General features: G+C 74.7%; 12 protein-coding genes. 4 read left to right on the top strand and 8 right to left on the bottom strand.

What is annotated here, in order from left to right; translation table 11 throughout:
* Positions 1 to 79 precede the first annotated feature (79 nt).
* Together CO540_RS01640 and CO540_RS01635 are read left to right on the top strand one after the other, a co-directional pair.
* Positions 80 to 1,273 (top strand): endo-1,4-beta-xylanase, encoded by a 1,194-nt coding sequence (locus CO540_RS01640; RefSeq protein ID WP_099160610.1) that lies wholly within the window; start codon positions 80 to 82, stop codon positions 1,271 to 1,273.
* Between the two features lie 263 nt (positions 1,274 to 1,536).
* Positions 1,537 to 2,982, top strand: a complete 1,446-nt coding sequence (locus CO540_RS01635; RefSeq protein WP_099160609.1) for an endo-1,4-beta-xylanase — start codon at positions 1,537 to 1,539, stop codon at positions 2,980 to 2,982.
* 48 nt (positions 2,983 to 3,030) lie between these two features.
* On the opposite strand, the gene CO540_RS01630 is transcribed toward CO540_RS01635, so the two are convergent.
* The 4 genes from CO540_RS01630 to CO540_RS01615 all read right to left on the bottom strand — a co-directional run bounded on the left by CO540_RS01630 (position 3,031) and on the right by CO540_RS01615 (position 5,476).
* Complete coding sequence (locus CO540_RS01630) at positions 3,031 to 3,591, bottom strand: DUF5872 domain-containing protein (RefSeq protein WP_099160608.1); 561 nt, start codon at positions 3,589 to 3,591, stop codon at positions 3,031 to 3,033.
* A gap of 39 nt (positions 3,592 to 3,630) precedes the next feature.
* Entirely contained in the window at positions 3,631 to 4,137 is a 507-nt protein-coding gene (locus CO540_RS01625) for a hypothetical protein (RefSeq protein WP_099160607.1), read from the bottom strand.
* 66 nt (positions 4,138 to 4,203) lie between these two features.
* Positions 4,204 to 4,920, bottom strand: coding sequence for a hypothetical protein (locus tag CO540_RS01620; RefSeq protein ID WP_099160606.1), 717 nt, complete (start codon positions 4,918 to 4,920; stop codon positions 4,204 to 4,206).
* Entirely contained in the window at positions 4,913 to 5,476 is a 564-nt protein-coding gene (locus CO540_RS01615) for an RNA polymerase sigma factor (RefSeq protein ID WP_216642324.1), read from the bottom strand. The genes CO540_RS01620 and CO540_RS01615 overlap by 8 nt, the downstream gene beginning before the upstream one ends.
* An 82-nt stretch (positions 5,477 to 5,558) precedes the next feature.
* Here CO540_RS01615 and CO540_RS01610 point away from each other — a divergent pair, with 82 nt between their 5' ends.
* Positions 5,559 to 7,133 carry an FMN-binding glutamate synthase family protein gene (locus tag CO540_RS01610; protein ID WP_091574006.1) on the top strand — a complete coding sequence of 525 codons (1,575 nt, stop codon included), beginning with the start codon at positions 5,559 to 5,561 and terminating at the stop codon, positions 7,131 to 7,133.
* A 12-nt stretch (positions 7,134 to 7,145) separates the two neighbouring features.
* Here CO540_RS01610 and CO540_RS01605 read toward each other — a convergent pair whose 3' ends face one another.
* Positions 7,146 to 8,387 (bottom strand): DUF1501 domain-containing protein, encoded by a 1,242-nt coding sequence (locus CO540_RS01605; protein WP_099160605.1) that lies wholly within the window; start codon positions 8,385 to 8,387, stop codon positions 7,146 to 7,148.
* Positions 8,388 to 8,399: 12 nt separating this feature from the next.
* Positions 8,400 to 9,701: a DUF1800 family protein gene (locus CO540_RS01600; protein ID WP_099160604.1), complete on the bottom strand. Its 1,302-nt coding sequence runs from the start codon at positions 9,699 to 9,701 to the stop codon at positions 8,400 to 8,402.
* Positions 9,702 to 9,800: 99 nt separating this feature from the next.
* On the opposite strand from CO540_RS01600, the gene CO540_RS01595 reads away from it, so the two are divergent.
* Positions 9,801 to 11,000: a sugar efflux transporter gene (locus CO540_RS01595; RefSeq protein WP_099160603.1), complete on the top strand. Its 1,200-nt coding sequence runs from the start codon at positions 9,801 to 9,803 to the stop codon at positions 10,998 to 11,000.
* 52 nt (positions 11,001 to 11,052) lie between these two features.
* Here CO540_RS01595 and CO540_RS01590 read toward each other — a convergent pair whose 3' ends face one another.
* Both CO540_RS01590 and CO540_RS01585 read right to left on the bottom strand, forming a co-directional pair.
* Positions 11,053 to 11,709, bottom strand: a complete 657-nt coding sequence (locus CO540_RS01590; protein ID WP_091574002.1) for a class I SAM-dependent methyltransferase — start codon at positions 11,707 to 11,709, stop codon at positions 11,053 to 11,055.
* Positions 11,710 to 11,891: 182 nt separating this feature from the next.
* Complete coding sequence (locus CO540_RS01585; RefSeq protein ID WP_091574001.1) at positions 11,892 to 12,944, bottom strand: S1 family peptidase; 1,053 nt, start codon at positions 12,942 to 12,944, stop codon at positions 11,892 to 11,894.
* Positions 12,945 to 13,024 lie beyond the last annotated feature (80 nt).

Raw genomic sequence — 13,024 nt, 5'->3', positions numbered from 1 at the left:
CATCGACGTCCGTAGTGTTCCGGATCACTTTCGGAAGTATCCCGGAAGTTTCGGAACCGTCCCTCCGGAAGGAACGACCATGAAGCTGAGACGCTGGATCGTCGCCGGCGCGGTCGCCGTGGCCACCGTCGCCGCCCTCAACGTCGCCCCCGCCACCGCCGGCCGCCCCTACGATCCGGCCGCGCAGAGCCTGCGCGCGCTCGCCCAGCGGCACGGCCTGTACATCGGCACCGCGGTGGACATGGACGCGCTCGCCGACCCCGCCGACCCGCGCTACCGCGAGCTGGCCGGGTCCGAGTTCTCCACGGTCACCGCCGAGAACGCGATGAAGTGGGAGAGCCTGGAGCCGACCCGGGGAACCTACAACTGGACACCGGCCGACCAGCTGGTCGACTTCGCCCGCCAGCACGGCCAGCGGGTCCGCGGCCACGTGCTGGTCTGGCACAACCAGCTGCCGGCCTGGCTCACCGACGGGGTCGCGGACGGCTCGATCGACAAGGCCGAGCTGCGCCGGATCCTGCGCGACCACATCACCGCGGTGGTGCGCCACTTCAAGGGCCGGATCTGGCAGTGGGACGTGGTGAACGAGGCGGTCAGCGACCCCTGGGACACCCCGTCCACGCTGCACTACAAGGGCTTCTGGGCGGAGAACCTCGGTCCCGGCTACATCGCTGACGCGTTCCGCTGGGCCCGGGCCGCCGACCCGAAGGCGCTGCTGTTCTACAACGACTACAACATCGAGGCGTTCGGCTCCGGCAACCCGGCCGACGACAAGACGCAGTTCGTCTACGAGATGGCCCGTGACCTGCGGGCCCGAGGGGTGCCGATCGACGGGGTCGGCAGCCAGGGGCACCTGGGCACCCAGTACGGCAACTACGACACCCTCCAGGTCGCCGCAGCGCTGCGCAGGTTCGCCGGCCTGGGGCTGGCCACCGCGTTCACCGAGGTCGACGTGCGCAGCCAGCTCACCGCCGGGGTCCAGGCGGGTGACTCCGCCGAGATCAACCCGCGGTTGCAGGCGTCCGCGGCGAACTTCAGCACGTTGCTGCGCGCCTGCCTGGCCGAGCGGCACTGCCTGTCGTTCACGCTCTGGGGCTTCACCGACCGGCACTCCTGGGTGCCGGACTGGTTCGAGAACCCGCCGGAGGGGCTGGCCACCGCGTACGACGAGAACTACCGGCCCAAGCGCGCGTACCAGGAGATGAAGGCCGACCTCATCTTCTCCGGCCCGCCGTTCGTGCTGCCCCGCGTCCCGCAGCAGCCGCGCCGGTAGCGCATCCCGAGCGTCGCGGCGGGGCCGATCCTCCGGCGGGCCCCGCCGCGACCTTCCGGAAATCGTTGACGTTGTTGCGGCCCGATGCGGAGAATGACGGTCGCGAATGGAGCCCTCCCGCGGGAGCGGCCTCCGACCGACTCACGGTGGCGGGGAACGCACCCCGGCACGCGCGGCCCCGGGCAGCCGCGCCGCGCCGGCGCCGTGGCGGGCAAGTCGTCGGAGCGGGCTCCTCATCCACCACCCGTGAGAAAGGCTTCGTGATGGACAAGGTGCTCGCCCGCGGCAGCGGGAGCCCGACCGCCCGATACCGGCCGCGTGCCGCCCTGCTGTCGGCCGCCGTCGGCGCCGCGCTGGTCGCGGCCACGGTCGCGGTGGCGACCAGCGCCAGCGCCGGGACCACCCTGGGCGCGGCGGCGGCGGAACAGGGCCGCTACTTCGGCACCGCGGTGGCCGCGAACAAGCTGTCGGACGGCACATACGTCGGCATCCTGAACCGCGAGTTCACCATGGTCACCCCCGAGAACGAGATGAAGTGGGACGCCACCGAGCCGTCCCAGGGCCAGTTCAGCTACGCCAATGCCGACCGGATCGTCGCGCACGCCCAGGCCAACGGCATGCGGGTACGCGGCCACGCGCTGGCCTGGCACTCGCAGCAGCCCGGCTGGGCGCAGAACCTGTCCGGCAGCGCGCTGCGCCAGGCGATGGTCAACCACATCACCCAGGTCGCCACCCACTACAAGGGCAAGATCTACGCCTGGGACGTGGTCAACGAGGCGTTCGACGACGGCAGCGGCGGCCGCCGCGACTCCAATCTCCAGCGCACCGGCAACGACTGGATCGAGGTGGCGTTCCGCACCGCGCGCGCCGCCGACCCGGGCGCCAAGCTCTGCTACAACGACTACAACACCGACAACTGGAGCTGGGCCAAGACCCAGGGCGTCTACAACCTGGTCAAGGACTTCAAGGCCCGGGGCGTGCCGATCGACTGCGTCGGCCTGCAGTCGCACTTCAACAGCGGCTCGCCGTACCCGAGCAACTACCGCACCACGTTGCAGAACTTCGCCGCCCTCGGCGTCGACGTGCAGATCACCGAACTCGACATCGAGGGTTCGGGCAGCGCCCAGGCCACCACGTACGCCAACGTGGTCAAGGACTGCCTGGCGGTGTCGCGGTGCACCGGCATCACCGTCTGGGGGATCCGGGACAGCGACTCCTGGCGCGCCGGCGGCACCCCGCTGCTCTTCGACGGCAACGGCAACAAGAAGGCGGCCTACACCGCCGCGCTCGACGCGCTCAACGCCGGCGGCACCCCGCCGCCCACGACGACGCCGCCGACCACCACGCCCCCGAGCACGCCGCCGCCGACGACCACGCCGCCCACCACCGCGCCGCCCACGACTCCCCCGCCCACCGGCGGCGGGTGCACCGCGTCGCTCACCACGAACCAGTGGCCCGGCGGGTTCGTCACCACCGTCCGCGTCACCGCCGGCGCGAACGCGCTCAACGGGTGGACGGTGACGCTCACCGTGCCGTCGGGCTCGACGGTCACCAACACGTGGAGCGCCCAGGCCAGCGGCGCCAGCGGCGCGGTGACGTTCCGCAACGTCGCCTACAACGGCCAGGTCGGTGCCGGCGGCAGCACCGAGTTCGGCTTCCAGGGGACCGGTACGGCCCCCTCCGGCACGCCCACCTGCGCGGCGGGCTGACCGAGGTGGCCCGGCGCGGGGAGGCCGCGCCGGGCCACGCCGTCCTGCTCAGGCCGCGCGGCGCCGGCCGAGTTCCGACTCCAGGCGTCCGATCAGCGTCTTGCGGGCCTTGCCCCCGCGTTCCCGGCGCAACGCCGCGTTCAGCTGACGCGTGTCGAGGCCCCGCACGAGCTTGACCGCCTCGGCCACCGGCAGCTCGTTCACCTGCTCCGCCGCCGTCGCGTCCCGGCGGGCCCGCTTCGCCGGGCCGGTGTTCGACACGTACTGCCGGCCGGAGCGCGACGCCCGCCGCTTGCGGGTGTCGGTCGCCTGCCGCTCCTTCTCCGACAGCTCCTCCCAGGCCTGTTTCGGCAGGTAACGGCGAGTTTCGCCGTCCTTGCGCGCGCGGGTCTCCCCCGACCGGGTCTGCCACTGCTCGCCGCCCCAGCGTTGCAGCGAGCGCTGCCGCTCGTCCTTCGGTCCCTCGAAGCCCCCACCGCGCTTCTTGTACTCGTTCGTCAGCAGCTGCGACTTGCGGGCGGACCACTGCCCCGGCCGCCCACCCTTGTCGGAGGCCCTGATCTCATCCTTGAGCCGTTCCCGCAGCTCGGGCCTGGTGTACTTCGCCATGCCCGGGCGTTACCCGCGCCGGGCGCGACCATGCCCGGGTCAGCCGGCCGCGGAGCGGTAGGTGAGGTCCAGGGTGTCGACCCGGCCGGACCAGTCCAACCGCAGGTGCCAGCACCCGGGCGCCGGCAGGTCGAGAATGGACGGTCCGGGCCCGCCGGCCACCTCGCGCGTGACCCGGGTGGCGGTGCCGTCCCGGGTCGCGGTGATCACCAGGGTGGCGGACGTCGCCGGGTCGGTCGCGCCCGGCGCCGGGCGCGCCACCCAGAGGACCTTGTTTGCCGGCCCGTCGCCGCGGCCGTGGGTGAGCGGATGCCCGAACAGGACCGCGACGATGTCACCCCGGGCGCCGAGCACGTGCGGCACCCGGGTGTCGCCGGTGAAGCCGGCGTCCGCCCACTCCGGCAGCGGGCCGGTGTCCACCCGGGAGAAACAGCCCGTCGACGCGGAGGAGGCGACGGCCGACCGCGGCGGGTCCGGCGGCCCCGCGGTCGTGCAGCCGGCCAGCACCACCACCGACACCACCAGGACCCGGCCCGGACGCGACATCCCGCACCCCCGATCGACGACGAACCTCGCCAGCAGGACACCGGCCGCGCCCGGAAGGTTCCCGCCTCAGCCCAGCGAGCCCGCGATCCCGATCGCCTCGTCCCGCCCGAGGTCGCCCTCCAGCCGGTAGCTCACCCCGGCGTGCTGCCAGATCAGCGTCGCCGCGGACAGGCGCGCGGTGGCCACCCGCACCGTCCCGCCCCGGTCCACGTACGCGAGCGCGTGCGGGCCGCCGACCCAGATCGCGAAGTCGCCGCGCACCTGGGTGAACGTGACGTCCGCCCCGGCCGCCTGCTTGTGGAACACGGGGTCGAGCGCGCCGTCGAAGGCGTCCAGCCGCAGCGCGCCGCCCCGCCAGAGCAGGCTCGCGACCCGGTGGCCGCCGGCGTCGTCCGGGTCGGCCACCAGCACCCGCTCCGGTGCGCCGAGCCGGGCCGGCACCCGGATCGGGAAGCGGACCTGCCGCTGCGCCTCGACCAGCGTGACCGGGCGCTGCCCCGGCGGCGGCGACGGGGCGCCGCCGGGGGGCGGTGGCGTGGACGACGTGTCGACGACCACGCCGGCGAAGCGCAGCAGCCCGGCCACCGCGTCGGCCAGGGCGGCCCGCCCCGGCGGCAGCGCCACCACGAGCAGGACGGCGAGCGCGGCGGCCACCCGGTACCGCCACCGGCGTCGCGGCGCCGGCTCGGCGAGGCGGGCGCGGACCCGGGCGGTCACGTCCGGCGACCCGGCCGGCTCCAGCCACGCGGCCAGGTCGCGCAGCTCCCGCTCCAGGTCATCCACGACGCACCACCTCGCGGTCGAGCAGGCCGCGCAGCTTCGCCAGCGCCCGGTGGGTCCGCGACTTCACCGTGCCCCGGGGGAGCCCCAGCACGGTCACGGTCTCCTCCTCGCCGAGGTCGAGCAGGTAGCGGCAGACGATCACCTCGCGGTCGCGCGCCGGCAGGCGGCGCAGCGCGTCCACCAGCGCGGCCCGTCGCTCGGCGGCGAGCACCGCGTCGAGGCCGTCGTCGGTGGTGGTGTCCGTCGTCGGGCCGGCCGTCGCCGCGCGCAGCGTCAGCCCGTGCCGCCGGGTACGCGACCGGTGCAGGTTCCGGCTCTCGTTGGCCACGATGGCCAGCAGCCACGACCGGAACGACGCCTCGCCCCGGTACCGGGACAGCTTCCGGTACGCCTTCACGAACGCCTCCTGGACCACGTCCTCGGCGTCCGGACCGGCCCCGAGCAGCAGCGCGGTCCGGTACGCGGACGCGGTGTGCCGGGCGACCAGGAGGTCGTACGCCTCCCGGTCACCGGCGCGCACGCGGGTGACGATGTCGTCGTCCAGGGCGACCTCCACCTCGGTCCACCGTCATGACACCGCGCGCGCCGCCCGGGTTCCACGGAGTTTGACCGGTGGCCGTGGCGGAAAGAGTGGCGGGATGAGCTGGGCCAGGAGAGCCGTACCCGCCGCCGTCGCCGCCGTGGCCGCGATCGCCGCGCGCGACCTGCTGCAACGTGACCACGCGCTGCGGCGCAACTTCCCCGTCCTCGGGCACGCCCGCTACCTGATCGAGTCGATCGGGCCGGAGCTGCGCCAGTACGTCGTGGCCGGCAACGACGAGGAGCGGCCCTTCACCCGCGACCAGCGGCGCTGGGTGTACGCCTCGGCGAAGCAGGAGAACAACTACTTCGGGTTCGGCACCGACAACGACATCGAGCACACGGCCGGCTATCCGATCATCAAGCACCGGACGTTCGGCCGGGCCGTGCCACCGTCGGCCCCGGGCGCCGGGCACGACGTGACGTTGCCCTGCGCCAAGGTGCTGGGCGCGGCGCGCGGCCGGCCGGGCGCCTTCCGTCCGGAGTCGGTGGTCAACATCTCCGGGATGAGTTTCGGCTCACTCTCCGGCAACGCGGTGGAGGCGCTCAACCGGGGCGCCGCGCTGGCCGGCTGCCTGCAGAACACCGGCGAGGGTGGGCTGTCGCCCCACCACCGCAAGGGCGGCGAGCTGGTCTTCCAGCTGGGCACCGCCTACTTCGGCTGCCGGGACGAACGCGGCCGGTTCAGCCTGGACCGGCTCAAGGACCTGGTCGCCGGCGCGCCGGTGCGGGCGCTGGAGATCAAGCTCAGCCAGGGCGCGAAGCCCAGCCTCGGCGGCCTGCTGCCGGCGGCGAAGGTCTCCGCCGAGATCGCCGCCACCCGGGGCATCCCCCAGGGCCAGGACTGCGTCAGCCCGTCCCGGCACGCCGAGTTCTCCGACTGCGACAGCCTGCTGGACTGGGTGGAGCTGCTCGCCGCCGAGACCGGCCTGCCGGTGGGCATCAAGTCCGCCGTCGGTGACCTGGGCTTCTGGGAGGAGCTGGCCACGCTGATGCGGGACACCGGCCGGGGCGTGGACTTCGTGACCGTCGACGGCGGCGAGGGCGGCACCGGCGCCGCCCCGCTGATCTTCAGCGACTCGGTCTCGTTGCCGTTCCAGCAGGGCTTCTCCCGGGTCTACCGGACCTTCGCCGAGCGAGACCTGCACGAGCAGGTGGTGTTCGTCGGCGCCGGCAAGCTCGGCCTGCCGGACAACGCGGTGGTGGCGTTCGCGCTCGGCGCCGACATGGTCAACGTCGGCCGGGAGGCCATGCTGGCGATCGGCTGCATCCAGGCGCAGAAGTGCCACACCGACACCTGCCCCACCGGCGTCGCCACCCAGAACGCCTGGCTGGCGCGAGGGCTGGACCCGGCCCGCAAGTCGGTGCGGGCCGCCAACTACATCCGCACCCTGCGTCGCGACCTGGTCAAGGTCGCGGAGGCGTGCGGCGTCGAGCATCCCGGGCTGATCGGCACCGACGCCGTCGAGATCCTGGACGGCCGCACCGCCTCCACCCCGCTGGACCAGGTGTACGGCTACCGGCCGGAGTGGGGGCTGCCGTCGGCGGCCGACCGGGCGGAGATCGTCCGGCTGATGACCGCCGAGGGGCCGCGCGGCGGCAGCGCACCCCCCTCCCCCACCGCCGTCGGGTGATCGGGCGCGAGGTCAGAGCACGCCGGTGAGCCGCCCCCGCCAGTCGCCCAGGACCGCGCCCGGGTCGGTGTCCAGCACCCGCTCCAGCACGGTGGCGTAGACGTCCCGGAAGTCGGTGGTGTGCTTCAGGTCGCCGTCGTCGAGGTCGGTCAGGCTGGGCGGCTCGCCGTACAGGCCGCCGTCGACCGGCGCGCCGAGCAGCAGCACGTTCGAGGCGGTGCCGTGGTCGGTGCCGTCGGAGGCGTTGGCCCGTACCCGGCGGCCGAACTCCGAGTAGACCGCCACCACCACCTTCCGCCCCGCCTCGGTGCGGGCCATCCGGTCGGCGAAGCGGGTCAGGGCGCCGTCGAGCTGCCCGAGGAGCACCTGCTGGAGCTGCTTCTCGTCGGCGTGGGTGTCGAAGCCGCCGAGCGAGACGGAGAACACCCGCGTGGTCACGTCGGCCTCGACGCACCGGGCGACCAGGTCGAGCTGCGCGTCCAGGGAGACCCGGGCGCCACCGGTGGCGGTGGCCGGCGCGCTCTCCCCGTCGTCCTCGGCCTCCTCCCCCGCCGGCGCGGCACGCACCTGAGCGACCATCGCGTCCACCGCGCGCAGGTCGGCGAAGCAGGCCGCGGCGCGGGCCCGGGCGGGCGAGTCGTCCGGCGCGGCGGCGGCGAGCGCGGTGAGCGTCTCCGCGCCGAGCTGCGGGGCGGTCTCCCGGTCCGGCACCGGCACCGACGCCCCGGCCCCGCGTTCCCCGGCCAGCAGGGGCGGCAGGGCGGGCTCGAACGAGACGGCGAGCCGGGGATCGCCGCCGGCCCGGTCCAGCCAACGGCCGAGCCAGCCGGTGGTGCCGGGCCGGTCCGGCTGGGCGGTCTGCCAGATGTCCATGGACCGGAAGTGGCTGCGGTCGGGCTTCGGGTAGCCGACGCCCCGCACCACCGCGAGCCGGCCCGCGCCGTAGGCGCGGTGCAGGCCGGGAAGCGCCGGGTTGAGTCCGAAGCCGTCGTCGAGCCGCAGCACGTCCTCGGCGGCGTACGCCAGGTCGGGTCGCGCGTCCCGGTAGGCGGGGTCGGCGTACGGGACGACCGTGTTCAGGCCGTCGTTGCCGCCGTACAACGTCACCAGGACCAGCGTGCGGGCCTCGGGATCCCGGTCGCCGGCGGTGGCGAGCAGGTCGTTCAGGCGGTACGCGGCGGCGCCGCCGGCCAGGGCGGTCGCACCGACCACGCCGCTGGCCACCAGGAACCGCCGTCGGGTCAGGACGTCCATGGATCGCTCCTCTCAACTGACCGCGTACTCGGGGCTGACCAGACCGGCCACCAGCAGCCGGCGCGGTTGTCCGGCCAGCGGGGCCAGGGCGGACCGGGTGCGGTCGCTCCACCGGTCGACCACCAGCAGGCGGGCCATCGCCTCGGGCCGACCGGCCGGCGGCGCGGCGGTGAGCCGGGCCAGCACCGCCGGATCGGCGACGGCGGCCAGGTGGTCGGCCACCCGTAGCCGGGCCTGCAGGGACGATGTGGTCAGCCACGCCGTGCCGGCCGGCCAGCCACCGACGCTCGGCGGACGCAGCGGCACCTGGTCCAGGGCGTTCAGCCCGGCCAGGAGCCGGCGCCGCCCCGCCTCGGGCAGCGCCGACGGCCGGACACCGAGCTGCCGGGCCGCGCCGACCAACCACTCGACGGGCTGCTTGACCAGCGTGTCCCGGGTCTGCGCGAACGCCGGGGCGGTGAGGATCCGGCGCAGGGTGCCGACGGTGTCCGGGCCGGCGAGGTCCGCCGGGGCGGGCACCTGGGCGCCGGCGTAGCGGAACCAGAGCCGGCCGGCGACGAACCGGGCGGTCTCCGGGCGGCCGGCGAGCAGGGCGGCGTAGGAGCCGGCGTCGAAGGCGGCGCTGCGGCCGAGGATCGTCTTGCGGCCCGGGTCGTGCCGACGGGGCACGAAGCGGGCGACCCCGGTCCGCCGGTCGACCGTCCACCCGGTCAACGCCCGCGCGCCCTCCTTCACGTCGGTCTCCTCGTAGCCTCCGCCGATGCCGAGCGTGAACAGCTCCATCAGTTCCCGGGCCAGGTTCTCGTTCGGCGCCCGCCGGGTGTTCTGCTGCCCGTCGAGCCAGAGGATCAACGCCGGGTCGCGCACCATGGCGTCCACCAGCGGGCCGAGCGGACCACGGCCGAGCCGGCGCAGCGTGTCGAGCTGGCGCAGCATCAGCGGCGCGGAGCGCACCTTCTGCACGCTGGTCGCCCAGTGCCCGTGCCAGAAGAACAGCAGTTTCTCGTCGCACTGGTGCTCGGCGGCGACCATCCGCGCCAGCCACCAGTCGGTGAGCGCGGTCGCCTGTTCGCGGCGCCGGCGGTTGGCCTGCTGACGCTGCTCGCGCGTGGCTGCCTTGTCGAGCGCCGCCGCCGGGTCCGGGCCGAGATCGGGTGTCGGGGTGGCCGCCGCGCCCCGGTCCGCCCCGCCGGGGTCGAGCAGCCGGTCGAGCGTGGCGGCGAAGCCGGCCCGTTCAGCGGCGTCCACCTCGTCGGCGGTCGGCCCGAACGTCGCCCGCCGCAGCAGGTGTGCCACCGCTTCCCGTTCCGTCATGTGCGTCGACGCTAGCCGGGGCATGTTCGAGGACGGTAAGGGCGCCGTGCGGGTCGCGTGCGGAGAGGGCTGTCACCGGTGCGGCGTACAGTCCGCCGCATGGCTGTGGACACCAGGCCGGCGGCGCGCGCCGGCCGCCTCCGGCTGCTCCCGCTGGCGCTGATGTTCCTCAGCGTCGGCCTGTCCGTCGCCGTGGTGCTCCCATTCCTGTCGCTGTTCCTCGACAGCGAGGTCGGCGCGGATCCGCTGCGGGTGACCGTGTTCCTGGTCGTCGCGCCGCTCTCCGGCGTCACGATCTCCACGCTGGTCGGCCGCCTGTCGGACCGGCGGCCGATCCGTCGCCGGCTGCTCGTCGGCGCGGCGCTGGCCGGGATGGTGGGCGCCGGCCTGACCGCGGTCGTGCGGGACTACTGGGTCCTGCTGGGGCTGACCGCGACCGCCGTCGCGTTGGCCAACTCGCTGTTCCCGCAGTCGTTCGCCTACGCCCGCCAGCTCCTCGACCGGGACAGTCCGGGCCGGGCCGCCCTGGGCATCAGCGTGCTGCGTACCGTGTTCTCGCTGGCCTGGGTGGCCGGCCCGGCGTTGGCCGCGGTCCTGCTCTCCGTCGGCGGTTTCCGGCTGGTCTACGGCGTCGCGGCCGGCCTGTACGCGGCGGCGGCGCTGCTGGCCGCGTTCCGGTTGGAGGAGCTGCCCGTCCCGGCCCGACCGGCGGCCGACGTCCCCGGCGTCGCGGCGCCCGGCGCGTCGCGGTGGCGGCTGGCGTTCACCGTGGTCGCCTTCGTCCTGGTGCAGTGCCCGATGACGCTCGGTGTGCAGGCGATGCCGCTGTTCATCGGCCGGGACCTGGGCGGCGAGCCGGCTGACGCCGGGCTCGTGCTGGGCCTGTGCGCGGCGTTGGAGATCCCGCTGATGCTCGGGTTGGGCGTGCTGACCGCGCGGGTCCGGCTGCGGACGCTGATCCTGCTCGGCGCCGGTTGCGGCGTCGCCTACTACGCGGTCGCCGCCGCGGCCCCGACCGTCACGGTGCTGCTGCTGGCGCAGCCGGTCAACGCGATGTTCATCGCCGCGGTGTCGGGCGTCGCCATCACCTACGTGCAGGATCTGCTGCCCGGCCAACCCGGTCGGGCGACCACGCTGTTCACCAACTCGTTCCCGATCGGCGCCATGCTCGCCGGTCCGCTGCTCGGGATCGCGGCGCAGGTCGGCTACCGCTGGGCGTACGGGATGAGCACGGCATTGTGCGCCGGCGGCCTGCTGGTCCTGCTGCTGACCCGACCCCGTCCGCCGGCACGGGCGTGACGGTTCCCCGCCGGGACGGCGCGGCGTCGGGCCCGGCCGGACGGTCGGGCGGTCAGCGCCGACGGACCAGGACGACGTGGTCGACCAGCTCGCCCGTGTGACCGTCGTGGGTGGCGGTGCGGTGCGCCGCGCCCAGCCGCTCGATCTCCCAGCCGTCCGCGTCGAGGTCCACGGCGGCCAGGATCTCCTCCGGGGTGGCGAAGCGCGGGTCGTCCGGGTCGAGACCGGACCACGGCGGCGGCGCGCCGTGCTCGACGACGAGCAGCCGGCCACCGGGCGCGACCGCCGCCGCGGCCGGGGGCAGCACCTTCTCTCGGGGCAGGACCAGCGGCGACTGGAAGAACTGCGCCGACACCAGGTCGAACCGGCCGGGCGGAAAGCCCTGGGTCACGTCGTGCCGGAGGGTGGTGATCCGTTCCGCCACGCCGGCCCGCTCGGCCTCCGCCGCGAGGCGGTCCAGCGCGACGGACGAGACGTCCACGGCGGTGACCCGCCAGCCCCGCGCGGCCAGCCAGATCGCGTCGCCACCCTCGCCGGAGCCCAGGTCGAGCACGGTGCCGGGCGACAGGTCGGCGGCCACCTCGGCGAGGACCGGGTTCACCCGGCCGCTCCAGATCCGGTCCGACTGGCTGTAGCGCTCGTCCCAGAACCGGGCGGGGTCGGTGTCCGCCGGCGGGTTCTCGTGGTGCCCGTGCTGGTGCGCGGTCATGCGTGCCTCCTTCGCCGCCGGGCGCTCCCGTCCCGGCACCGCCATCGTGCGCCGGTCGGAGGCCCGCGGCAAGGTTCCTTGCCGTTTCGGCAAACGTCCTGGCCCGGGCCGCCAGAACATGACCAGCGCACGCGAAGACGGGCCACCGGTTACCCGGTGGCCCGTCCCGTGCGCGGTTCGGCTCAGACGAGGTCCACGCCGTAGACGCTCAGCGCCTCGGTGACCGGCTGGAAGTAGGTCGTTCCGCCCGACGAACAGTCACCGTTGCCGCCGGAGGTCAGGCCGACCGCGCTGCTGCCGCTGAACAGCGAGCCGCCGCTGTCGCCCGGCTCGGCGCAGACCGTGGTGCGGATCAGGCCGGAGACGCTGCCCTCGGCGTAGTTCACCGTGGCGTCGAGCGCCTCCACCGTGCCGCCGTGCAGGCCGGTGGTGCTGCCCGAGCGCTGCACCGACTGCCCGACGAAGGCGTCCGCCGCGCCGGTGATGGCCTGCTTGCCGCCGTTGTAGAGGGAGACGCTGCCCTCGGCCGCGCCGGCGTTCGTGTGCTGCACGATGCCGTAGTCGTTGCCCGGGAAGCTCCCGGTGCCGCCGGTGCCGAGCTGGCTGCTCTGCCCCGAGTCGGCGTACCAGGTGGCGGCGATGGCGGTGCAGTGCCCGGCGGTCAGGAAGTAGTACGTCGAGCCGCTGCGCACGTTGAAGCCGAGCGAGCAGCGTCCGCCGCCCTCGGCGTAGATGGCCTCGCCACCGGCGGCGCGGGTGCTCAGCGTGCCGGCCTCGCGCTCGATCCGGACGGTGCCGTCGAGCGCGCGGGCCACCGCGTTCACCCGGTCCAGCTTCGCGCCGGTGACGGTGCTGTCGACGGAGACGACGACCTGGTTGGTGGCCGGGTCGGTCCACCAGGCGGTGCCGGGGATGCGGGCGGACTTCTCGAGGGCGGTGGTGGCGCGGGCCAGGTCGTCCGCGCCTCGGGTGACGAGCTTGGGGGTGGCGCCGGCCGCGCGGACCTTCTGGGCCGCGGCGTCGTCGGTCACCGTGACCACCATCGCGCCGCCGGCTTCGGCGTACGTGCCGGCGGAGCGGTCGCCGAGTGCGGCGGCGAGCGCGGTGGCCTGTTCGGGGGACGCGGACGTCCCGGGTGCGGCGTGCGCCGGTGCGCCGGCCAGTGAGCCGACGACCAGCGCGCCGGCCACCGTGAGGGCGGTGGCGTGACGCCGCGGAGACCCGGAGAGTCGCATGTGGATACCTCCTGGAGCTGAGCACGGGCAGCCTTTCGGGCAGCCCCGGGCAGCCGTTCGGCCGGTGAGGCTCGGCCGAT

It is taken from the genome of Micromonospora sp. WMMA2032, from assembly GCF_002688545.1.
Taxonomy (GTDB): domain Bacteria; phylum Actinomycetota; class Actinomycetes; order Mycobacteriales; family Micromonosporaceae; genus Micromonospora; species Micromonospora sediminicola.
The sequence above is the reverse complement of the archived record's forward strand: the minus strand, read 5'-3'. Positions and strand labels throughout refer to the sequence as shown.